This window comes from Rhizobium album, from assembly GCF_003122325.1.
GTDB classification, from domain to species: domain Bacteria; phylum Pseudomonadota; class Alphaproteobacteria; order Rhizobiales; family Rhizobiaceae; genus Metarhizobium; species Metarhizobium album.
Genome location: NZ_QFBC01000001.1, coordinates 573,813 through 594,058, shown reverse-complemented (window position 1 = coordinate 594,058; position 20,246 = coordinate 573,813). Strand labels below are relative to the sequence as shown.

Genomic DNA, 20,246 nt, shown 5'->3' with positions numbered 1-20,246 from the left:
CGTCAATACCCTTTCGGCGGCGCCGGTTCATCGACCGGTTCGGCAAACCGCATCCTGTCGGTATCGTCGGTGCCGAGCACCCGGTAGGCGCGATAGGCCAGCACCAGCAGGAAGGCGAAGAGCGAAAACGAGATGACGATCGCCGTCAGGATCAGCGCCTGCGGCAGGGGATTGGCGGCATTGCCCGGCAGGCGATCGAGCCCGTCGGCGATGATCGGCGGCACTTCCCGCGTCAGCCGCCCGGCCACGAGCAGCGTCAGGTTGACGGCGTTGCCGAGCAACACGATGCCGATGAGCGTCCGGATGAGATGTTTCGACAGGATGAGATAGACCGCAGCGGCGAAGAAGAGCCCGGCCAGCAGGCTGAACCAGGCCTCCATCACACGCCCTCCTCTTCCTCGAGCGCCAGGACGATGGCAAGCAGCGCGCCGACGACCACCAGATAGACGCCGAGATCGAACAGCATGACGCTGGAAAGCGCCACCGCGCTGCCGAGCACATGTACGGTCACCCACAGGCCGGTCATGAACGGCACGCCGGCCGCAGCCGAGGCAAAACCGGCGATGCAGGACAGGAACAGCCCGAAGGCGGCAATCGACAGCGGATGAAAGACAATCGCCCGCCGCACCGTCTCGACACCCCAGGCGGCGCCATGGATCGCCAGCGCCGCGACGGCGACGAGGCCGCCGATGAAGCCGCCGCCCGGCGCATTGTGCCCGCGCAGCAGCACGAACAGCGAAAAGAGCAGCATCAGGCTGGTGAGGAAGGGGGCGACGGTTCTGAAGATCGGACTGTTCATGATGTCACTTGCCGCTTTGCTTTTGCGTCTTACCCAGGCGGATCAGCGCCAGGATCGCCATGCCGGCGGCAAGCACGACGGCGATCTCGCCCAGCGTGTCGGTGCCGCGGAAATCGACAATGATGACGTTGACGACATTGGCGCCGTGGGCGATCACCTTGGAATAGCTGCCGAAGAAATCGCCGAGCGCCGTGTCGAACACCCCTTCGGTCGCCTTCAGCAACAGCAGGGTGAGGCCGAGGCCGCAGCCGAGGGCGACGGCGCCATCGGCCAGCCGCTGTCCGGCCGGCCGGCGGTCGGAGGCGTGCAGCCTGAGCCGCGTCATCACCAGCGCCAGGATGACCACCGACAGCGTCTCGATCATGAACTGGGTGAAGGCGAGATCCGGCGCGCCGAACAGCAGGAAAAGCACGGCGACGGCAAAACCCTGGATGCCGAGCGCCACGATCGCCGTCAGCCGGTCGACGGCCACCAGCACGGCGGCGAGCCCGATCACCGCGATCAGCAGCATGGCGAGCTCGGACAGCGACGGCCAGGCGAATGCCGGCTCGGACGGCGCCTCGCCCCACAGGAAAAGCGGCAGCAGCAGCACCGCCGCCACCGCCGCGAAGGTGACGGACAGGTAGATATCCAGCCGGCCCGGCTGGACGAACCGCGTCACCTTCACCGCACATGCGACCAGCGCCTCGAGCACCTCGTCGAACCCCTGGTCCGGTCCCGGCCCGAGCGCCTGGAAAAACCGCGCCAGCGCGTCCCGCAGCCGGTCGAGCAGCCGATAGGCGGCAAGCCCGAGCAGGATGGTCGCCGCCGACAGGGCAAGCGGCAGGCCGACATGCGGCATCGGGCCGACCGCGATCGCCGTCGCCTCACCCCTCACCGCGCTCGCCATCGGCGAGGAGATCGCGGCATGGAAGGCCGTCGACACCAGCGCCGCCGCCAGTCCCGCGAGCGCCAGCACCAGCGGTCCGATCCACATCAGGGCCGGCGCTTCATGCGGATGCTTGAGCGTTTGCCGGCTTTCGCCGAGGAAAGGTTTTAGCGCCACGGCAAAGGCCGCGGCAAACATCAGCGCATTGCCGGCGACCGCTACGATGGTGAAAAGAATGGACCGGAGATTGCCGGCAGCGAGCGCCAGGTAGATTTCTTCCTTGGCGAGGAAACCGAAAAACGGCGGCAGGCCGGCCATAGACAGGGCTGCCAGCAGGGCGGCGGCGAAGGTGACCGGCATGGCCCGCCGCAGGCCGCCGAGGCGGGTGAGATCGCGGGTGCCCGTCCCGTGGTCGATGGCGCCGGCGACCATGAACAGCGCACCCTTGAACAGGGAATGACCGACCAGATAAAGCACCGCCGCCTCGATCGCATAAGGCGACCCGAAGCCGACCAGCAGCACCAGCAGCCCGAGCGAGGCGACGGTGGTATAGGCAAGCATCAGCTTCAGGTCGGTCTGGCGCAGCGCCATCAGCGCCCCCGTCAGCAGCGTGCCGCCGCCGAAGACGGGCAGCAGGATTTCCCAGACCGGTGTGCCGCCCATGGCGGGATAAAGCCGCATCAGCAGATAGACGCCGGCTTTGACCATCGTCGCCGAATGCAGGTAGGCGGAAACAGGCGTCGGTGCTTCCATGGCGTTCGGCAGCCAGACATGGAAGGGAAACTGCGCCGACTTGGTGAAGGCGCCGACCAGCACGAGCAGCAGCGCCGCCAGGTAATAGGGGCTCGCCTTCACCACCTCGCCGTAGGACAGGAGCAGCGACATCTGGGTGACGTCGGCGATGTTCCAGATCATCAGCAGGCCGGCGAGCAGGAACAGCCCGCCGCCGCCGGTCACCAGCAGCGCCTGCAGCGCCGCCCGCCGCGCCGCCGGCCTTTCATGGTCGAAGCCGATCAGCAGGAACGAGGTGATCGAGGTCAGTTCCCAGAAGACGAACAGCATCAGGAAGCTGTCGGACACCACGAGGCCGAGCATGGCGCCCATGAACATCATGAGGAAGGAGAAGAACCGCCCCTGCTGCGGATGGCCCTTCAGGTAACCGCCGGCGTAAAGCACGACAAGGACGCCGATGCCGGTGATCAGCAGGCCAAAGACCAGCGCCAGGCCGTCGATATACCAGGAGAAGGAAAGATTGTAGCTCGGCACCCAGGCATAACCGCCGGTCACCGTCTCGCCGCGGGCGACCTCGGCGATGAAACCGGCGAGATGCAGGAAGGAAACCGCCGGCGCCAATGCCAGCAGCCAGGCGGCGCGATGGCCGAACAGCCGGAAGAGAACCGGGGCAAGACAGGCTGCGACGAAAGGCAACGACAGGGCAAGGAAGGTCAGGTCGGCGGCACCGGCAATCATTGCCTCTCCATTCGCAGTACGGACCCGTGCCGGTCCTTCGGAAAGGATGTGATTTAGGCCAAACGAACCGGCGCCTCAAGGATTTTCGGCACCGGCGCCACGCCGCGTCCATATTGTCCTGCCAGTTAACAATGCCTATCTATTGCGCACCAGACAGAGAGGACGAAGCCATGGCGGATACCATGACCCCGAAAGTTCAGAAGACCGAAGCGGAATGGCGCGAGCAGCTGACGCCGACGCAATTCAAGATCATGCGCGAGCACGGCACGGAGCGCGCCTTCTCCGGTCCCTACTGGGATACGTTCGAAAGGGGCGTCTACCACTGCGCCGCCTGCGATGCGCCGCTGTTTATCTCCGACACCAAGTTCGACGCCGGCTGCGGCTGGCCGAGCTTCTTCCAGGCGGTTTCGCCGCATGCGGTCAGGGAACTGCGCGACACCTCGCACGGCATGGTCCGCACGGAAATCCGTTGCGCCAGTTGCGACGGCCATCTCGGCCACGTCTTCCCCGACGGCCCGCCGCCCACCGGCCTGCGCTACTGCATGAACGGCCATGCGATGGTGATGCGGGCCGGGTAGTGCCTTCACTCGGCCAATAGGGAAAAAGCCGCCCAAGCCATGATGCGGCGGCTTTTTCCTTTTGCAACGCCTGAATAAATGAGGCTGGCTGGAAGCGCTTCGGCTTTGACGTCATGTGTTTTTGGGTCCGACCATGCAGAAAACGAAAATGACGATAGTCGCAAACATGGCGCTCGCCGCCCTCCTGCTCGCCATGCCGGCGCTGGCCGGGGAGCGGCAGGACTATGTCAACAGCCGCTTCAGCTTCGGTGTCGCCCTGCCCTCCGACTATGTCGTCATCAACTCCGCCGACAACGGCGACGGCATGCGGCTTGCCTCTCCCGATCGCAAGACGACCCTGTCGGTATTCGGCACCAACCTGCTCGACAACAGCCTGGAAGAGGAAATCCGCCAGCGGATCGACATGGAGGAGAAGAACGGCTGGCAGATTTCCTACAAGAAGATCGGCCCGGGTTCGGCCAGTTTCTCCGGCTCGCGGGACGGGCGGATCGTCTATGTCCGCGCCGTGGCGCTGTGCGACGGGGCAGCGGGTTTTGCCTGGCTGGAATATGACAAGGCGGCGTTGAAGAAGCACGATCCGCTGGTCAGGCAGCTGGTCAGGACCCTGCACCCGTCCGAAGGCTGCGCCGCCGACAACAACGCCCCGCCGCCCGCGCAGCAGTGATCACAGGCTGAAGCAGGTCATGACGGCGGAATAATGCACCGCCGCCGCCGCGACGACGAAACCGTGCCAGATGGCATTCTGGAACCGCAGCCTTTCCCAGACATGGAAGACGACGCCGGCGGAATAGATGCAGCCGCCGACGATGATCAGGACGATTGCCGCCACCGGCAACCTTGCGGTGACCGGCCCGGCGATGAAGACGCCGCTCCAGCCCATGGCGAGATAAAGCAGGATCGCCAGCCGGTCGTAACGGCCGGGGAAGGCGCATTTCAGCACGATGCCGACCAGCGCGAAGGCCCAGATCGCCACCAGCATCCCGAAGACGACGGGATCGCCGGCGCCGCGCTGCAGGAAAGGCGTGTAGGTGGCGGCGATCAGCAGGAAGATGGCGGAATGGTCCATCCGGCGCAGTAGCCATTTGGTGCGCGAGACAGGCCAGATATTGTAGGTGAAGGATATCGACAGCGCCAGCACAAGGCCGATGCCGTAGATCCAGGCCGCCGCCAGTTCCCCGTGGCTGCTCCAGACGGTGGCGTAGAAGATCAGCACCGTGGCGCCGATCAGCGCAAGAACGATGCCGACACCGTGGACGATGCCGTCGGCGATGATCTCGGCGCGGTCGTACATGCGGCTGACATTGAAGAACTCGGCCATTCCGTTCACTCCGGCATTATTCGCCGGTATCATGAACCCGGCGGGCCGGTGAAGGCAAGAGAGGGCTTCTCCTGCCAGGAGCGAGCGCCGAATAAAACCGGCCATTGCCGCGTTCTAGGAATAGATCGGTCTCTCCGAACACAAAGGAACAGTCATGCGCCGGCCGTCGCTTTCCACCTCCAGCCTTGCCCTGCTGCTTGCCCTCGGCACCAGCCTGCCAGCAATCGCCGCCGATGACGGTGCTGATTGCGACCGTTATGCCGCCAGCGATCTCGATCCGAAAAAACCCGCCGGCATCGTCGGCGTCGAAACCGAGGTCATCGATGCGAAGAAGGCGGTGCCGGCCTGCGAGGCGGCCATCAAGTCCGCATCCGCGGAGATGCGCTACCACTTCCAGCTCGGCCGCGCCTATTTCGCCGCCAGGCGGGTCGGCGATGCCGTGAGCGCTTTCACCAGGGCATCGGACGGCGGGTATGCGATCGCCAGCAACCAGCTGGGCGAATTGCTGTCGGCCGGCATGTCTCCCGACCTTAGCCGGGCAATGAAGCTCTATGACGCCGCGGCGAAGACCGGCCTGCCGGTTGCCAGCTACAATCTCGGCGTCGCCTATCGCGACGGGCTCGGCACCGCGGCGGACCCGGTCAAGGCGGTGGAAAACTTCCAGATCGCCGCCAACGCCAAATATCCGCCGGCGATCTACGCGCTGGCGCTCGCCTATCGCGACGGCGCCGGCGTCCAGCAGGACAACAACACCGCGGTTTCCCTTTTGCGCACGGCCGCCGGCTTCGGCGATCCGAAGATCATGGACGAACTCGGCGACATCTACGATCAAGGCAATCTCGTCGAGGAGAACGACGACGAGGCAATCCGCTGGTACCAGGCGGCGGCGGAAAAGGGTTATGTCCCCGCCATGGGCCACCTCGCCTTTGCGCTCGGCGACAAGAAGGATGTCGGCGACAATCTGAAAAAGTCGATCGAATGGCACCAGAAAGCGGCCGATGCAGGTGACGCCTCGTCGATGAATGCCATCGGTTATGCCTATGACGAAGGCCAAGGCCTGGAGAAGAACGTCGACGAAGCGCTCAAATGGTATCGCAAGGCGGCTGAACTCGGCGATTCCGAAGCCCTGAACAACATGGGCGCGATGTACGATCTCGGCACCGGCGTGCCGCTCGATTACGCCAAGGCCGTCGATTATTACCAGCAGGCGATCGCCAAAGGCCTGGCGCTGGCCCATTTCAACCTGGCCTTCCTGTATGCCGAAGGCCACGGCGTGCCGCTCGACGGCGTCAAGGCGGCCGAACTGATGATGACGGCGCTGCGGGCCGGCGAACAGGCCGCCAAGGACGAACTGGCCAAGCCGACCATCGACTGGCCGAAAGAATTCCGTGTCGATATGCAGCGGCGGCTGAAGGAAGGCGGCGAGTTTGCCGGCACCGCCGACGGCACGTTCGGTCTCGATACGATGACGGCGATCGACCAGGCTTTCAATAGCGACAATGCCACCGAAAGCGAGGCCGAATAAACCGGCACGGAGCGGGATCAGATCTCCCGGCTGCACGCCTCGCAGAACGGCGTGTAGGGCACCGCCGCCAGCCGCGCCGGCGAGATCGGCTGGCCGCAGCGCGTGCAGGTGCCGAAGCGGCCCTCGGATATGCGGGTGAGAGCCGCGTCGATGGCGCGGAGTTCCGTCTGGCCGGCCTGCCCCAGTTCCTCCAGCACCTCGTCGTTGCTGCGCTCCAAGGCGCGGTCGTCGTCGTCGGGATTGCGCGGCGTTTCGAAATCCTCTTCGATCCGGTGCAGGCGGCTGTAGAGTTCGCGCTGGCGCCGGCGCAGGATCTGCTCGTAGTCGGGCGTGCTCATCGGCTGTCTCCTATCGGTCGACCAGTACCGAGCAGGTGGCATGACGCACCACCCTGTCGGCCGTGGCGCCGATGAAATAATTGGTGAAATCGGGCGTGTGCGAGGCGATGACGATCAAGTCGGCGCCATGTTCCTTGGCGGCGGCGAGGATTTCCGTCGCCGGCGCGCCGCAGCGTACCTCGATGCGCGCGGAGACTGCCGTCTTTTCCTGGAGAAGCGTCAGCTTTTCCTTGACCTCGCGGATGCCGGCCTCGATGAGCTGTACCGGAATGTCGATAGTCAGGTAGCTCGGCAGGCCCTCGACGACGCCAAGCAGAACGACGTCGCCGCCGGCCTCCACCAGCGTCGATGCCAGCCGCAGGATCTTTTCGCCGCGCTCAAGAACGCTGACATCCACCGGCACCAGGATTTTCTTGTACATGCTGCCTCCTTCTTACGATCGTTTCTCGATCATCCTATCCATGCGCCCGCGTGACAAGGCCTGCCTTGATCTCGATCAAGATCGGCGGAGCGATTGTAAACGTGACGTTGACGGTAAATCGCCAAAACAGAGGCTTTCATGAACAATGTCGGCAGTCCATATAGGGCAGGACACGTCCAGCGGGGGAAAGATGATGAGCGAACTCGACAGGCGGAATTTCTTGGGCCTCGCAGCCGCCGGCATGTTTTCCGCCGGCGCCGGCAAGGCCGCACAGGCAGGAGACATATCCATGACCGATACCGCGCCGTCCTATGCATTGACCCGCCCGGCCTATGTCGGCCACTCGCATCTTGCCGTCACCGACCTGCCGACGGTTTCGGCCTACTACCAGACCATGCTGGGGCTGAAGGTGCTGGAAAGGACCGCCAGCGGCGAGGTGCTCGGCACCGAGGGCCGGCCGTTCCTGACGCTGACCACCGGCGGCGACATCCGCCGCGCGCCGCGCAACGCCCCCGGCCTGTTCCACACCGCCTTCCTGATGCCCGACCGCACCGAGCTTGCCCGCTGGCTGCGCCACGCCGCCCACAACAACGTCCAGCTCGACGGCGCCTCCGACCATATCGTCAGCGAGGCCATCTATCTCTCCGACCCGGAAGGCAACGGCATCGAGATCTATGCCGACCGGCCGCACGGCGAGTGGACCTTCCATGCCGACGGCACCGTCGAAATGGCGACCAACCGGCTCGACCTGCAGGCGCTTTACGACAGCGCCCCCGCCGATGCGTGGCTCGGCATGGCAGACGGCACGGCGATCGGCCATATCCACCTGCAGGTCGGCAACATCCCGGAAGCCGACCGCTTCTACCGCGACGTGCTCGGGCTAAAGATCATGGCGGCCTATCCGGGTGCCAGCTTCTTCGCCACCGGCGGCTATCACCACCATGTCGCCGCCAATATCTGGAACAGCCGCGGCGCCCAGGCCCGCACGGACACCATGTCCGGCCTTTCCGACTACACGCTGCAATTCAACGATACGGCAGCGCTTGAGAAGGCCGTCGCCAGGCTGGACGCGCTGGAGATCAAGGCAACGCGGGACGACGGCGTCTGGTCGCTGAAGGACCCGTGGGGCATCGGCCTCAAACTGGCCGCCTGATCGCCGCTTTCGCCTGGACGACCCTCGTGAAGCCGTGCTGGAACCGGTACGGGCTTCGTGCGTTTATACGCCGACGACAGGGGGCTCAGCCATGGCATATCAGATAGACCGTCCCGGCCACGTTCAGGAACTGGCCGAGATCGCACGCAGCGGTACGGGCGACGCACCGCCGCAGATCCAGGTGCATATCGCCAAGGACGGGCTGGACCTGGCGGTGACCTGGTCGATCATCGGCATCTTCGTGCTGTTGTCGCTGGCGGTCGTCTACATCATGGCGGCGGTGCTGATGCCGATCACGCTCGCCGTGGTCGTCGGCCTCATTCTCGGCTTTGCCGCAGACAAGTTGCACAAGCTCGGCGTTTCGCCGCTGGTGAGCGCCGTTTCGCTTTCCGGCCTGTTTGCCGCCGCCGTCTTCTTCATCGTCAACGCGCTGGCCGAACCGATGACGCGGCTCGCCCAGGAGGCGCCGCAGATGATCGAGCGCGCCATCGAGCGGGTGACGCCGTTCCTCGAGCGGTTCGAATGGCTGCACATCTCGCGCGCCTCGTTCCAGAGCGGTTCGATGCCGATGGACAAGCTCTTGGAAAACACCGGCAGCGTGCTGCAGGTCGTCACCGGCAGCCTGACGCCGGCGCTGGTCCAGGCGATGATCTTCTTTGCGGCGCTGCTGCTGTTCCTGCTGGGGCGGCTGCAGCTGCGCAAGGCGCTGATCATGACCTTCCGCCGCCGCGAGAAGCGCCTGACGACCATCCGCATCCTCAACGCCATCGAGGAAGCCCTCGGCTTCTACTTCGCCACCGCGTCGGTGATCTATGCCGCGCTCGGCGTCATCGTCACGATCATCGCCTGGGCCGGCGGGCTGGCCATGCCGGCGCTCTGGGGCGTCTTCGCCTTCCTGTCGAGCTTCGTGCCCTTCCTCGGTTTCTCGCTGATGACCGTGGCACTCGCCGCCGCCGGCATCCTCACCCATGACGACCTGCTGACCGGCCTCCTGCCGGCCATCGCCTTCCTCATCGTGCACCTGGTGATGGAAAACATCGTCGTGCCGGCGATCATGGGCAAGCGGCTGGAAATCAATCCCTTCATCATCTTCGTCGCCATCATCTTCTGGACGTGGATGTGGGGTGCCGTCGGCGCCATGCTGGCCCTGCCGCTGTCGCTGATCGCCATGACCATCCTTTACGAAGTGCTGCCGGAAGACCGGCCGACACCGAACCTGCCGGGTTAAAACCGAAAACCAGACCATCAGCGGGAGACGCCCTTGAGCACTGCGGAACTTAGTTTCGAGCACACGACCCATCGCGACCTCGTCGGCGGCAAGTCCCCCTGGGGCGGCCTGCTCCAGCGGCCGCCGGGCGCGCCGCTGCAGGAAAGCTTCGCCGTCGACGTCGCCATCGTCGGCGGCGGCATTACCGGCGCGCTGGCCGCCGAGCGGATGACGGCGCTTGGCTTCACCGTCGCGCTGATCGACCGCGAGCAGCCGGGCCTTGGCAGCACCGCCGCCAGCACCGCCATGCTGCAATGGGAAATCGACTGCACGCTGACGGAACTTGCAGGGTTCTACGGTTTCGACCGGGCAGCGGCGATCTACAGGCGCAGCCTCGCCGCCGTTTCCGGCCTGTCGCAGCTTGCGGCCTCGCTGTCCATCCCCTGCGATTTCCATCCGCGCTCGACGTTCTATGTCGCCGGCCCGCAGCAGGAGCCGCATGTCCTCGCGCAAGAATTCGAACTGCGGCACCGGGCCGAACTTCCAAGCCGGTATATGAGCGCCCACGAACTGGCATCGCAGTTTCGCATCGACCGACCGGCCGCATTGCTCTCCCCGGGCTCGGCCGAGGCCGATCCGCTGATGTTGTGCTGGGCGCTGCTGAACGTCGCCCGCTCGCGCGGCGCCCGGCTTGTCGAGGCAACCGCAACACATTTCCATGAGGAAGGCGGCACGGCCGTCATCGAGACGGACGGGCGGCATGTGGTCGAGGCCCGCCATGTGCTTTTGGCGACCGGTTACGTCATGCCGCATTTCGTCATGCCGAAACAGCATTCGACGGCATCGAGCTGGGCGATCGCCACCGTGCCGCAGCCGCTGCAGCACCTCTGGCCGGATCGCACCCTGATCTGGGAAGCGACCGAGCCCTATCTCTACCTGCGCACGACGTTCGACAACCGCATCATCATCGGCGGTGAGGACGAGGACATCGCCGACCCGCAGGAACGCGACGCCAAATTGCCGCGCAAGATCGAGATCCTGCGGCAAAAGCTGCTGGACATCTGGCCATCGGCCGATCCGACCATATCGCATGCCTGGTGCGGCGCCTTCGGGGAAACCGAGGACGGACTGCCGCTGATCGGCCGCGTGCCCGGCACGAGGCGCATCTTCGCCGCCTATGGATACGGCGGCAACGGCATCACCTTCTCCTACATGGCGGCGCATCTGGCTGCCGCCTTCGTCACCGGCAAGGAACCCGGATGGTTCGAGGATTTTGCCCTGGACAGGCCGGCACCCTGACAGCGGCGCGGGCTTTCGCTTCCTTGCCCTTCTCCCCCGGGGAGAAGGTGGCCCGAAGGGTCGGATGAGGGGGGCAAGCTCAGTTGGTGCCGACTTCAGCTACGTCCGACAGGCGCACGAAGGTCACGCCGCGGGCTTTTAATGCCAGGATACCCTTGACCACACCTTCGCCGGCCGCATGGGTCGGCTGGTTGATGTGGGCGATCACCACGTCGCCATCCCTGGCCGCGGCAATACGTTTGGCCGCCTGCGCCGCGCCGAACAGCGAGCCGCCGTCGCCATTGACCGAATAACCGGCGATCTCGTAGCCCATCTTGCGCACCTCGGCGATGGCGCTCGGCGTGTACTTCGCCGTCGCCCCGCGGAACCAGCGGGGTTTTCCCAGGCCGGTGGCCACGATCGCCTCTTCGCCGCCCGTCACCTCGTCGGCCACCGCCTGCGGCGACCCGGCGGCGGCAATGCCGTAAATCTTCGTCTGGCGGTCGACGGCGGGCACGTGGTTGCGGCCGTGGTTCTCGATCTCGAACAGATCGGGGTGCTGCCGGATCATCGCCACCACCTCGGGATTATGGCGCAGCCAGCGGGCGGTGACGAACAGCGTCGCCGGGATCTTTTCGTCGATCAGCGTCGAGAGAATGCGGAAATCCGTCTTGCCCATGCAGGCATCGAAGGTCAGTGCCACCCGCGGCGCGCCCGCCTCGGCCATGCTGGAGAGATGCAGCTGCGGCTCGACCAGCGCATTCGCACCGCGCTCTACTGCAAATGCGGCCGGCGCTGCGGCAAGAAGGAAAGGCAGGGAAAGAACGGCGAGGCGCATGGAAAAACTGCCAAAGGGTTTCGGACTGGACTGGCCATAGCCGAAAATACGACACATGGCGATGGGACCTGATGCCGCCCGGCGGCATGGTTCAGTCGTAAAGATAATGTTCCCGCCAGGCGGAATGCGGCACCAGCTTGCCGATCTTGTAGTCGAGGGATCGCACGTTGACGCGTTTCGGACCGGTGGTACAGGTATAGGAGAGACGATACCACTCACCGCGGCTGCGGAAGACCGCACCCGGCGCCGAGATGGAATCCCCCTTCAGGACAGGCTCGGCAAAGGTGTAGGCGATCACCTTGTCGGCCTTGAAATCGCTCTTGTCCGCGGAAATCCGGTTCATTGCCTCCGTGTCGCAGGCCTGCTCCAGCCGGGTATTGGGATCGAGCTTTTCAAGTTGCCTGGCAATCCGCGCATCGACGGCAAAAGCAGGCAAAGCCACGAGCATCATCTGCGACGAGAGGGTGAGAATTCGGATCATTATTACCTCAACTTTTTGATTTTATTCATCAAATTGACGCCGTTCCTGACAGTTCCGCTCCAGGGCCGGGCCGGTTGGCGGGCAAGAACTGGGTAACCAATATGGTCAGAATGTGGTCTCGACAAAAATAAGGCAACCATATTGTCTTGCCGGACCGGAGCATTATGTCGCTTTCGTCGTAATCTATGAAGGGATTTTTGGGATGGCAAACGCCTACTTCGTGACGAGCCAGGGAGAACTCGGGCTGGCGGATTTTTCAAATCGCACGATCAGCGTTCTCGCGAAAACTGCAAACACCTATACGGACATCGCCATCAACAAGAGTGGCGACCTTTATGCCGTAACGTTCGATTCGCTTTATAAACTCAACCTCTCCGGCAGCAGCGTGACCGAACAGAAGGTTCTCTCCTTCAGCGCCGGCAGCATGAACGCCCTCGAATTCGCCGCCGACGGCAGCCTGTATGCCGGTGGCGGCAGCAGCGTCTACAAGATCGATATTGGCGCGCAGACCACGACGCGCATCGACAGTTTCAACTCCACATCGGCCGGCGACATCTATATCCAGCGCAACGAGTTGGTGATCTCGACGAATGCCGAGGACCTCTTGTCGATCAACCTTCAGAACGGCGCGGAGGCCGTTGCCTTCAACAATATTCCGTCGAACCTCTTCGGCCTGGCCAAGACCTCCGACAGCCTGTTCGGCTTCTACAACAAGACGGTCGTCGAATTCGACATCGAGGCGCAGACCTTCGGGCAGGTGGCCTTCACCGGCACGCTGCCGAGCGGTGTCTTCTGGGGCGCCACCAGCATCGACCAGTTCCGTGATCCGAGCCTGCCAGGCAAGGTCGAAACGATCAACGGCAGCGCCGCACTCGACCACATCACCAAGCCCTTCACCAAGTTCGACATTTCCTTCGTCGAAATTTCCGGCTCGACCGTGGTCATCCAGTTTGGCGATGTCGAGCGCCTGACACTGAATTCGGTCGAGCGCGTCGATCTCTTGCAGGGGACGCTCGCCTTCGATCTCGACGGCAATGCCGGCCAGTCCTACCGCATCTACCAGGCCGCCTTCGACCGGGCACCCGACAGCGCCGGCCTGTCCTACTGGATCAAATCGATGGACGGCGGCACGCAGCTGATCGACGTCGCTTCCGGCTTCGTCGGCTCGCAGGAATTCCAGAGCATCTACGGGGCAGACTCCACCGACACGGACTTCGTCGGCCGCCTGTACCTGAACGTGCTCGGCCGCGAAGGCGAGACCGCCGGCATCGCCTACTGGACGGGCGAGCTGCAGCACGGCACCTCGCGGGCGCAGGTTCTGGCAGGCTTCTCCGAGAGTCAGGAAAACGTCGTCGGCGTCGCCCCGGCGATTTCCGAGGGCATCTGGTACAGCTGAGCGGCAACCGCCGACGCGAAACCCCGGCGCCTTTGCGGCGCCGGTCATTTTCGCCTCGCCCTTGATCCCTTCCGGGCCTGCCTCTATCTCTGGCTGATCATTCCAGAACGATTTGCCGGAGAGCGCGTTTGTCGATTTTCAACTCCCTTCCCCCTGCCCCGATCGCCCCGAAGAAGCCGAAGCAGGATACGCGCCACGGCATCACCCGCACCGACGACTACGCCTGGCTGCGCGCCGACAACTGGCAGGCGATGTTCAAGGACCCGTCGATCCTCGATCCGGAGATCCGCACGCATCTGGAGGCCGAAAACACCTATATGAAGGCGGCGATGGCCGATACGGCCGAGCTGCAGAAGCTCCTGTTTGCCGAAATGAAGGGCCGCATCAAGGAGGACGATTCCTCCGTGCCGGTGAAGGACGGCCCGTTCGCCTACGGCACCTTCTACGTCACCGGCGGCGAGCAGCCGCACTATTTCCGCATTCCGCGCGACGGCGACCACAAGGACGAGGCCAGCCGGCAGGTGCTGCTCGACGGCGACAAGGAAGCCGAAGGCAAGGCCTATTTCCGCCTCGCCGGCATCGACAGCAGCAACGACCACAGCCACGGCCTGTGGGGCTACGACGACAAGGGTTCGGAATATTTCACCCTGCGCATCCGCAACCTCGAAACCGGCGAGGACCTGGCCGACGTCATCGAGAACACCGGCGGCGGCGGGGTCTGGGCGCCCGACGGCAAGAGCTTCTTCTACACGCTGCAGGACGAGAACCACCGGCCCTCGAAGATCTACCACCATATCGTCGGTGAGCCGCAATCGGCCGACCGGCTGGTCTACGAGGAGGAAGATCCGGGCTTCTTCATGGGCGTCGGCGGCTCGCTGCTCGACGATTTCATCTACATCGACATCCACGACCACGAGACCAGCGAATACCGGCTTCTGTCGACCAGGGACCTGACGGCCGAGCCGCAGCTTGTCGCCGAACGCGTCGAGGGCCTGGAATATTCGATGACGGAAGGCGGCGACGTCTTCTACATCCTCACCAATGCCGACGGCGCCGGCGACTTCAAGATCGTCGAGGCGCCGGTGACGGCGCCCGGCCGGGAAAACTGGAAGGACGTCGTGCCGCATACGCCCGGCAAGCTGATCCTCAGCCACATGGCCTATGCCCGCCACCTCGTCTGGCTGGAGCGCAAGGACGGCCTGCCGCAGATCATGATCCGTGACCGGGCGACCGGCGAAGAACACGCCATCGCCTTTGCCGAGGAGGCCTATTCGCTCGGCCTGCAGGGGGCCGCCGAATACGACACCGACGTCATCCGCTTCTCCTATTCCTCGATGACGACGCCGTCGCAGCTGTTCGACTACGACATGGCGACACGCGAGCGAACCTTGCTGAAGACCCAGCAGGTGCCGTCCGGCCACGATATCGACGACTACGTCACCCGCCGCGTCTTCGCCCCGGCCTGGGATGGCGAGACCGTGCCGGTGACGCTGCTCTATCGCAAGGATACGCCGCTCGACGGCAGCGCCCCCTGCCTGCTCTACGGCTACGGCGCCTACGGCATCACCATTCCCGCCTCGTTCAACACCAACTGCCTGTCGCTGGCCGACCGCGGTTTCGTCTATGCCATCGCCCATATCCGCGGCGGAAAGGACAAGGGGTTCGCCTGGTACGAAAACGGCAAGATGAAGCAGAAGACCAACACCTTCAAGGACTTCGTCGCCGCCGCCGACTACCTTCACGAACAGAAGTTTACGTCCTACGGCAGGATCATCGCCGAGGGCGGTTCGGCGGGCGGCATGCTGATGGGGGCCGTCGCCAACATGGCGCCGGAAAAATTCGCCGCCTTCATCGCCGCCGTGCCCTTCGTCGACGTGCTCAACACCATGCTGGACGACACGCTGCCGCTCACCCCGCCGGAATGGCCGGAATGGGGCAACCCGATTGACTCGACGGAAGAATACGGCTGGATCGCCAGCTACTCCCCTTACGAGAACGTCGGCGCCAAACCCTATCCGCCAATCCTGGCGCTCGGCGGCCTTACCGATCCGCGCGTCACCTACTGGGAACCGGCGAAATGGGTGGCGCGGCTGCGCGAACTGACCACCGGCACGGCGCCGATCCTGTTGCGCACCAACATGGATGCCGGCCATGGCGGCGCGGCCGGCCGCTTCCAGCGGCTGGAGGAAGTCGCCTTCGAATATGCCTTCGCCATCAAGGTGGCCGGCAGGATGTAAGGCCTTCGGCCACGCTGTCCCACATGCCGCGGGCGCTTTCGCCTGCGGCTCTTGCCAGACATGCACCGGCGGCTTGCAGACCGGCGGGCAAACGCGAAAATGACGGGGAACCTCGTTTTCGCGGTCGGCTTGCGCATGGCAAACGCGGCAGGGGCTCGGCCGCTTCCCCACGCCGCAAAAATAAGCGGCGGTTTTGCGAAGACAAAGCATGCGGGCGGATCTGAACGATCGCGACACGCTTTTGAGAAACAATCCACCGATTCGCCTTCGCCCCCCCCCGAAAGCCACGGGTTTTCAAGCGGCCCTCATGCAAGGACGCAAGTTTCGCGCAAGCTTCAATGGTTAACACTTCGTTAATCATTATTGATGGCGAGAAAAACAATGCGAATCGAGAGTGGCCTCCAGGGCTATTACTACGATCAGGGCAGGTTTCAGAAGCCAGTCGTCGATGCGGATGAAGCCGCGCCGGCGCAGAATGCCGCGCCCGTTCGTAACCCGTCCTTTTCCCCGCAGGTTGGAAGCAGCACGCTGCTTTCCTCCACCCTGTCCGGCGCGCTGTGGGCGCTCGACGGCGGCCGCAAGCCGGCCGGCGCAAACGGATTTGCCGCGTCCGGAAGCCTGCACGGCTCGGACGACGTCGACACCGACCGTCACGACACGATGGCACGCGTCAACGCGCTCTATCTCGACGACGACGATACGGTCGAACACGAACTGCTTTACGCATGATGCCAGCCGCCCTCCGGGCGGCTGATTTGTCTGCGGGACCAGGCGCCCGCAGCCGGGCGGCATGACGCCGCAGCTTTTTTGCAATCAACAGTCATTTATCCAGGGATTTTCAGCATGAAGGTTTTGAACAACGGCCTCGTGACATATTCGCGTGCCTTGTCTCTCGACAGCCTCCTCGCTCCGTCCACGCAGCAGGACGACAACCGGGGGAGCCGTTCACGCTCGTCCGTCGCCTCGATCACCGGCAGCGACACCGTTCCCGCCCCGGCCCTGTCGCAGGCGCTCTGGGACCTGAGCAGCCAAGAATCCGGCGACGACGGCGATGCCGCCGGCACCCTGACCGCCAGCAGCAACACGCCGAGCGCCCGCGATGCCCTGTTCGACGAATTGCATGAATGGGCCTCGATGACCCTCGGAGAAAAGATCCGCGCCCAGTTCCTCGATGATCGTGGCCTGACCGAAGACGACGTTGCCGCCATGCCGGCCGAGGAACGCGAGGCGCTCGAAGCGGAAATCCGCGAAGCGATCCTGCGACAGAACGGCATCGAGGAGACCGGCAACGCCCGGGAAAGCAGCGCCGGCCTCTGACCCTTTTACTTCCCTGCCGAGACCAGAGAGGCGGCCGGCATCCGGTCGCCTCTCTTGCTTTCCGGCGTGAAGCGATTATCTAATCCCTCCAGAAACTATAGCTTTGGAGGCTGAGAATGAACCTGTCGATCGGCGACCTCTCGCGCAGGACCGGCGTCAAGGTGCCGACCATCCGCTACTATGAGCAGATGGCGCTGATTTCGGCGCCGGAGCGTTCGGAGGGCAACCAGCGGCGCTACGGCAAGGCCGATCTCGAGCGCCTTGCCTTCATCCGCCATGCCCGCGACCTCGGCCTGTCGATCGACGAGATCCGCGAGCTCATCCGCCTGAGCCGCCATCCCGAGCAGCCCTGCGACGGCGCCGACCGGATCGCCGCCAGCCATCTGGCCTCCGTGCGCCAGCGCATCGCCCGGCTGCAGAAGCTGGAACGGGAGCTGGAGCGCATCGTCTCCCATTGCGAGGGCCACACGATCGGCGATTGCTACGTCATCCGCGCCCTTTCCGACCACGGCCTGTGCGACGGCGATCACCCGCCAGCCTGAGCGCCGCGCGACAGCAAAGAAGGCGGCTTGACAAGCGAGGCGATTCGGGGAATCTTCTGCGCCATGATCAAGATCTCGCACCACGTATGCTCGTATTTTTGGCTGTTCCGATAGGAGCGGCTGATTGATCATGTCAAACAGGCCGCCACCAGGGCGGCTTTTGTTTTTCTAGGGAAACGGCGTCCTGGCGGTCAAACCGCAAGAAAGAAGGAAGCCATGACCGAAGACATAGACCTCACCATTCCGCGACCGGCCGTCGTTACAATCCGTGCCGCAAAGCCGCGCGACCTGCCCGAACTCAACGAGATGATCACCCTGCTGGCCGCCCATCACGGCGATGCGGCGCAGATTACCGCCGACCGGCTGGAGCGCGACCTGTTCGGCCCCCTGCCCTGGATCCACGCGCTGGTGGCCGAAGCCGCCGGCGAGCTGATCGGATACGCCATCCTCGTGCCGCTCTACAGGGCGCAGGAAGGCAAGCGCGGCATGGACCTGCACCACCTCTTCGTCCGCAACGGCCACCGTGGCCACGGCATCGGCGAACATCTTGTCGCCCGCGCCCGCGATCACGCCCGCAATGCCGGCTGCGACTATCTTTCGGTGGCGGCTGCGACCGGCAATTTTGTCGCCCATCGCTTCTACGAACACATGGATTTCAAGCCGCAGCCGGTGACCGGCATGCGCTTTTTGCAGGCACTGGCCTGAATCGTCATTTCCGGGAGGCAAGACCATGACGAAACTGGCGATCGCCCTGACGGAATTCTATGCGGATTGGGAGGTGGCGCTGCTGATGGCCGAGGGGCGCTCCTCCTTCGGCCTCGACTTTACCGTCGCATCGCCCGGTGCCCGGCCCGTGAAGTCGATGGGCGGCATAAGGGTGGTGCCGGAGGTAGCTGTCGAGCGGCTCGACCCGCAGGATCACGCCGGCCTGGTCGTCTGCGGCGGCGAGATCTGGCAGACGGACGCGGCGCCGGATTTCGGCTCGACCATCCGCGCTTTCGCCGAGGCGGGCAAGCTGGTGGCCGGCATCTGCGCCGGCACGCTGGCGCTTGCCCGGGCCGGCGTGCTTGACGAGGTAACCCATACCAGCAACGAAGCCGCCCTGCTTGCCACCAGCCCGGCCTATCGCGGCCAGGCGTTCTACCGCGACCAGCCGGCCGCCGTCAGCGACCGCATGATCATCACCGCCCCCGGCACGGCGCCGATCACCTTCACTGCCGAAATTTTTCGCGCCCTCGGGCGCGGCAGCCGGGAGATGGAGGAGTATCTGGCACTGTTTGGCCGGGAGCATGGGGCGAACTGATCACGGCTGGCAGGCGGCGATAGGCTCGCAACGCCGCGTCACGATAGGAGACGCACGAAACGTGGGTCCCGATCCGGCAAAAATCTCAGGATGAAGGCCCGTCAAGCGCGCGGCGGATGTCGCGGCTGTTCAGATGGAAATTGCGGCCGGGCGGAACGGCCTGGGCGGCGATCTTCTGCCGGGCGGCAGTTGCGAAATTTTCCGCATGCGTTGAAAAATAGGCCAGACAATCGGCACGCTCCGGCATGCGTCCGACGAGGCTGCGGAAGGCGAGCCTGTGGATCAGGCAGATGCCGCCATGATCGGCAGCGGTAAATTGCAGGGCATCGATATCGCCCCGCCAGGTGGCGGCCGGAGCAGAATGCTCCGGCACGTCGTCCTCACGCAATTGTGGGTGCAAGGCCGTTTCGCGGCCTTGCAGAAATTGCCCTGCCGTCAAGCCGACGCCTCGAAGCGACGATAGAGGCTGCCGCTGATGGAACCGAGCAGCGCCCAGAAGATGAAGCTCGAAACGACGGCAGCGACGATGAAGCGATGCTCCAGGACGGCCGGCGCCAGAGCGGTTTCGCCCTCAGGCATCGCCGGTGCGCCGATGACATGCGGCGCGACGATCAGCACGATCCCCAGCACTGCAGCCCATGGCTTGCGCTGGAAGGCGATCAGGGCAAGGCCGGCAGCCGTGGCAGCGACCGTGCCGATCCACCAGACCTGGCGATCGAACAGCGGTGCGGCCGGCGTACCGGGCAGTTCCGGCGGCAGGCCGAGCATCGGCGCCAGCATGACGGCGGCAAAACCGCCAAGCCCCCACAACAGGCCTTCGCGCCAGCCGATCGTCTTCGACCGCAGGCTGAAGAGACCCGTCAGCACCAGCGCATAACCGATGGCTGTCAGGATGTTGGCTGCTGCCGTATAGAGGAAGCGTTCGGCGCCGTCGGCCGGCCCCCAGGCTTCTTCCTCGGCCGGTGCGGCCTCGGCGGTTGCCGGCGCCGCGGCGGCCGCTTCCTGGCCGGCCTCGGGCGTTGCGGCTTCATGGTTATGGGCGGGCACCGCGTTCTCGTAGGTCTCGGCCTGGAGAATGAGCGGCGTGGTGCCGAAATGCTGGACGGCGCTGACGGCGACGCCGACGATCAACCCGGTGAGCACCGAGGTAAAGACAATGGATCGGAAAACCGACATG

23 protein-coding genes are annotated in these 20,246 nt (G+C 64.5%); 13 read left to right on the top strand and 10 right to left on the bottom strand.

The annotated features are described in order from the left end of the window. Nucleotides 1-2: 2 nt before the first annotated feature. The 3 genes from DEM27_RS02915 to DEM27_RS02905 are packed head-to-tail and all read right to left on the bottom strand — an operon-like array spanning nucleotide 3 to nucleotide 3,137. Nucleotides 3-380, bottom strand: coding sequence for a Na+/H+ antiporter subunit C (locus DEM27_RS02915; protein WP_109456668.1), 378 nt, complete (start codon nucleotides 378-380; stop codon nucleotides 3-5). Continuing rightward, nucleotides 380-799 carry a Na(+)/H(+) antiporter subunit B gene (locus DEM27_RS02910; protein ID WP_109456667.1) on the bottom strand — a complete coding sequence of 140 codons (420 nt, stop codon included), beginning with the start codon at nucleotides 797-799 and terminating at the stop codon, nucleotides 380-382. Before DEM27_RS02910 ends, DEM27_RS02915 begins: the two co-directional genes overlap by 1 nt. A 4-nt stretch (nucleotides 800-803) precedes the next feature. Continuing rightward, on the bottom strand, nucleotides 804-3,137 hold the full coding sequence (locus DEM27_RS02905) for a putative monovalent cation/H+ antiporter subunit A (RefSeq protein ID WP_109456666.1): 2,334 nt from the start codon (nucleotides 3,135-3,137) through the stop codon (nucleotides 804-806). A gap of 170 nt (nucleotides 3,138-3,307) precedes the next feature. Here DEM27_RS02905 and msrB point away from each other — a divergent pair, with 170 nt between their 5' ends. Then, the gene (msrB, locus tag DEM27_RS02900; protein WP_109456665.1) at nucleotides 3,308-3,715 is read left to right on the top strand and encodes a peptide-methionine (R)-S-oxide reductase MsrB; all 408 of its coding nucleotides are present in this window, start codon (nucleotides 3,308-3,310) and stop codon (nucleotides 3,713-3,715) included. 148 nt (nucleotides 3,716-3,863) lie between these two features. Next, nucleotides 3,864-4,379: a hypothetical protein gene (locus DEM27_RS02895; RefSeq protein ID WP_128755423.1), complete on the top strand. Its 516-nt coding sequence runs from the start codon at nucleotides 3,864-3,866 to the stop codon at nucleotides 4,377-4,379. Here DEM27_RS02895 and trhA read toward each other — a convergent pair whose 3' ends face one another. Continuing rightward, nucleotides 4,380-5,033, bottom strand: coding sequence for a PAQR family membrane homeostasis protein TrhA (gene trhA / locus DEM27_RS02890; RefSeq protein ID WP_109456663.1), 654 nt, complete (start codon nucleotides 5,031-5,033; stop codon nucleotides 4,380-4,382). A gap of 154 nt (nucleotides 5,034-5,187) precedes the next feature. Here trhA and DEM27_RS02885 point away from each other — a divergent pair, with 154 nt between their 5' ends. Further along, nucleotides 5,188-6,558, top strand: coding sequence for a tetratricopeptide repeat protein (locus tag DEM27_RS02885; protein ID WP_109456662.1), 1,371 nt, complete (start codon nucleotides 5,188-5,190; stop codon nucleotides 6,556-6,558). Between the two features lie 17 nt (nucleotides 6,559-6,575). Here the strand turns inward: DEM27_RS02885 and DEM27_RS02880 are convergent, their stop codons facing one another. Together DEM27_RS02880 and DEM27_RS02875 are read right to left on the bottom strand one after the other, a co-directional pair. Beyond that, nucleotides 6,576-6,896 carry a TraR/DksA family transcriptional regulator gene (locus tag DEM27_RS02880; protein ID WP_109456661.1) on the bottom strand — a complete coding sequence of 107 codons (321 nt, stop codon included), beginning with the start codon at nucleotides 6,894-6,896 and terminating at the stop codon, nucleotides 6,576-6,578. A 10-nt stretch (nucleotides 6,897-6,906) separates the two neighbouring features. Beyond that, nucleotides 6,907-7,317 carry a universal stress protein gene (locus tag DEM27_RS02875; RefSeq protein ID WP_109456660.1) on the bottom strand — a complete coding sequence of 137 codons (411 nt, stop codon included), beginning with the start codon at nucleotides 7,315-7,317 and terminating at the stop codon, nucleotides 6,907-6,909. A 241-nt stretch (nucleotides 7,318-7,558) separates the two neighbouring features. Here DEM27_RS02875 and DEM27_RS02870 point away from each other — a divergent pair, with 241 nt between their 5' ends. The 3 genes from DEM27_RS02870 to DEM27_RS02860 all read left to right on the top strand — a co-directional run bounded on the left by DEM27_RS02870 (nucleotide 7,559) and on the right by DEM27_RS02860 (nucleotide 10,976). Further along, on the top strand, nucleotides 7,559-8,470 hold the full coding sequence (locus DEM27_RS02870; RefSeq protein WP_245445650.1) for a VOC family protein: 912 nt from the start codon (nucleotides 7,559-7,561) through the stop codon (nucleotides 8,468-8,470). Nucleotides 8,471-8,561: 91 nt separating this feature from the next. Beyond that, nucleotides 8,562-9,698, top strand: coding sequence for an AI-2E family transporter (locus DEM27_RS02865; protein ID WP_109456659.1), 1,137 nt, complete (start codon nucleotides 8,562-8,564; stop codon nucleotides 9,696-9,698). A 33-nt stretch (nucleotides 9,699-9,731) separates the two neighbouring features. Next, nucleotides 9,732-10,976 carry an NAD(P)/FAD-dependent oxidoreductase gene (locus tag DEM27_RS02860; RefSeq protein WP_109456658.1) on the top strand — a complete coding sequence of 415 codons (1,245 nt, stop codon included), beginning with the start codon at nucleotides 9,732-9,734 and terminating at the stop codon, nucleotides 10,974-10,976. Nucleotides 10,977-11,055: 79 nt separating this feature from the next. On the opposite strand, the gene DEM27_RS02855 is transcribed toward DEM27_RS02860, so the two are convergent. Beyond that, a complete protein-coding gene (locus tag DEM27_RS02855) occupies nucleotides 11,056-11,793 on the bottom strand; it encodes a polysaccharide deacetylase family protein (protein WP_109456657.1) in 738 nt (245 codons plus the stop codon). A 91-nt stretch (nucleotides 11,794-11,884) separates the two neighbouring features. Then, complete coding sequence (locus DEM27_RS02850) at nucleotides 11,885-12,274, bottom strand: DUF930 domain-containing protein (protein WP_109456656.1); 390 nt, start codon at nucleotides 12,272-12,274, stop codon at nucleotides 11,885-11,887. Between the two features lie 202 nt (nucleotides 12,275-12,476). Between DEM27_RS02850 and DEM27_RS02845 the strand changes: the two genes are divergently transcribed. The 7 genes from DEM27_RS02845 to DEM27_RS02815 all read left to right on the top strand — a co-directional run bounded on the left by DEM27_RS02845 (nucleotide 12,477) and on the right by DEM27_RS02815 (nucleotide 19,069). Continuing rightward, the gene (locus DEM27_RS02845) at nucleotides 12,477-13,670 is read left to right on the top strand and encodes a DUF4214 domain-containing protein (RefSeq protein WP_109456655.1); all 1,194 of its coding nucleotides are present in this window, start codon (nucleotides 12,477-12,479) and stop codon (nucleotides 13,668-13,670) included. A gap of 128 nt (nucleotides 13,671-13,798) precedes the next feature. Then, complete coding sequence (locus DEM27_RS02840) at nucleotides 13,799-15,907, top strand: S9 family peptidase (RefSeq protein ID WP_109456654.1); 2,109 nt, start codon at nucleotides 13,799-13,801, stop codon at nucleotides 15,905-15,907. Between the two features lie 381 nt (nucleotides 15,908-16,288). Continuing rightward, complete coding sequence (locus DEM27_RS02835; RefSeq protein WP_109456653.1) at nucleotides 16,289-16,636, top strand: hypothetical protein; 348 nt, start codon at nucleotides 16,289-16,291, stop codon at nucleotides 16,634-16,636. A gap of 114 nt (nucleotides 16,637-16,750) precedes the next feature. Further along, on the top strand, nucleotides 16,751-17,224 hold the full coding sequence (locus DEM27_RS02830) for a hypothetical protein (protein ID WP_109456652.1): 474 nt from the start codon (nucleotides 16,751-16,753) through the stop codon (nucleotides 17,222-17,224). A 116-nt stretch (nucleotides 17,225-17,340) separates the two neighbouring features. Continuing rightward, nucleotides 17,341-17,766 (top strand): MerR family transcriptional regulator, encoded by a 426-nt coding sequence (locus DEM27_RS02825; protein ID WP_109456651.1) that lies wholly within the window; start codon nucleotides 17,341-17,343, stop codon nucleotides 17,764-17,766. Between the two features lie 216 nt (nucleotides 17,767-17,982). Further along, nucleotides 17,983-18,471, top strand: a complete 489-nt coding sequence (locus tag DEM27_RS02820) for a GNAT family N-acetyltransferase (RefSeq protein WP_109456650.1) — start codon at nucleotides 17,983-17,985, stop codon at nucleotides 18,469-18,471. A 25-nt stretch (nucleotides 18,472-18,496) separates the two neighbouring features. Beyond that, entirely contained in the window at nucleotides 18,497-19,069 is a 573-nt protein-coding gene (locus DEM27_RS02815; protein WP_109456649.1) for a DJ-1/PfpI family protein, read from the top strand. Nucleotides 19,070-19,154: 85 nt separating this feature from the next. Here DEM27_RS02815 and DEM27_RS02810 read toward each other — a convergent pair whose 3' ends face one another. Together DEM27_RS02810 and DEM27_RS02805 are read right to left on the bottom strand one after the other, a co-directional pair. After that, nucleotides 19,155-19,442, bottom strand: coding sequence for a hypothetical protein (locus DEM27_RS02810; protein WP_109456648.1), 288 nt, complete (start codon nucleotides 19,440-19,442; stop codon nucleotides 19,155-19,157). Nucleotides 19,443-19,504: 62 nt separating this feature from the next. After that, nucleotides 19,505-20,245 carry a CbtA family protein gene (locus tag DEM27_RS02805; RefSeq protein WP_109456647.1) on the bottom strand — a complete coding sequence of 247 codons (741 nt, stop codon included), beginning with the start codon at nucleotides 20,243-20,245 and terminating at the stop codon, nucleotides 19,505-19,507. Between the last annotated feature and the right edge of the window lies 1 nt (nucleotide 20,246).

What these genes read in the sequence shown, in the direction of transcription:
- DEM27_RS02915 (WP_109456668.1), bottom strand. Translation starts at nt 380, where the DNA reads ATGGAGGCCTGGTTCAGCCTGCTGGCCGGGCTCTTCTTCGCCGCTGCG.
- DEM27_RS02910 (WP_109456667.1), bottom strand. Translation starts at nt 799, where the DNA reads ATGAACAGTCCGATCTTCAGAACCGTCGCCCCCTTCCTCACCAGCCTG.
- DEM27_RS02905 (WP_109456666.1), bottom strand. Translation starts at nt 3,137, where the DNA reads ATGATTGCCGGTGCCGCCGACCTGACCTTCCTTGCCCTGTCGTTGCCT.
- msrB (WP_109456665.1), top strand. Translation starts at nt 3,308, where the DNA reads ATGGCGGATACCATGACCCCGAAAGTTCAGAAGACCGAAGCGGAATGG.
- DEM27_RS02895 (WP_128755423.1), top strand. Translation starts at nt 3,864, where the DNA reads ATGACGATAGTCGCAAACATGGCGCTCGCCGCCCTCCTGCTCGCCATG.
- trhA (WP_109456663.1), bottom strand. Translation starts at nt 5,033, where the DNA reads ATGGCCGAGTTCTTCAATGTCAGCCGCATGTACGACCGCGCCGAGATC.
- DEM27_RS02885 (WP_109456662.1), top strand. Translation starts at nt 5,188, where the DNA reads ATGCGCCGGCCGTCGCTTTCCACCTCCAGCCTTGCCCTGCTGCTTGCC.
- DEM27_RS02880 (WP_109456661.1), bottom strand. Translation starts at nt 6,896, where the DNA reads ATGAGCACGCCCGACTACGAGCAGATCCTGCGCCGGCGCCAGCGCGAA.
- DEM27_RS02875 (WP_109456660.1), bottom strand. Translation starts at nt 7,317, where the DNA reads ATGTACAAGAAAATCCTGGTGCCGGTGGATGTCAGCGTTCTTGAGCGC.
- DEM27_RS02870 (WP_245445650.1), top strand. Translation starts at nt 7,559, where the DNA reads ATGTTTTCCGCCGGCGCCGGCAAGGCCGCACAGGCAGGAGACATATCC.
- DEM27_RS02865 (WP_109456659.1), top strand. Translation starts at nt 8,562, where the DNA reads ATGGCATATCAGATAGACCGTCCCGGCCACGTTCAGGAACTGGCCGAG.
- DEM27_RS02855 (WP_109456657.1), bottom strand. Translation starts at nt 11,793, where the DNA reads ATGCGCCTCGCCGTTCTTTCCCTGCCTTTCCTTCTTGCCGCAGCGCCG.
- DEM27_RS02850 (WP_109456656.1), bottom strand. Translation starts at nt 12,274, where the DNA reads ATGATCCGAATTCTCACCCTCTCGTCGCAGATGATGCTCGTGGCTTTG.
- DEM27_RS02845 (WP_109456655.1), top strand. Translation starts at nt 12,477, where the DNA reads ATGGCAAACGCCTACTTCGTGACGAGCCAGGGAGAACTCGGGCTGGCG.
- DEM27_RS02835 (WP_109456653.1), top strand. Translation starts at nt 16,289, where the DNA reads ATGCGAATCGAGAGTGGCCTCCAGGGCTATTACTACGATCAGGGCAGG.
- DEM27_RS02830 (WP_109456652.1), top strand. Translation starts at nt 16,751, where the DNA reads ATGAAGGTTTTGAACAACGGCCTCGTGACATATTCGCGTGCCTTGTCT.
- DEM27_RS02825 (WP_109456651.1), top strand. Translation starts at nt 17,341, where the DNA reads ATGAACCTGTCGATCGGCGACCTCTCGCGCAGGACCGGCGTCAAGGTG.
- DEM27_RS02820 (WP_109456650.1), top strand. Translation starts at nt 17,983, where the DNA reads ATGACCGAAGACATAGACCTCACCATTCCGCGACCGGCCGTCGTTACA.
- DEM27_RS02815 (WP_109456649.1), top strand. Translation starts at nt 18,497, where the DNA reads ATGACGAAACTGGCGATCGCCCTGACGGAATTCTATGCGGATTGGGAG.
- DEM27_RS02805 (WP_109456647.1), bottom strand. Translation starts at nt 20,245, where the DNA reads ATGTCGGTTTTCCGATCCATTGTCTTTACCTCGGTGCTCACCGGGTTG.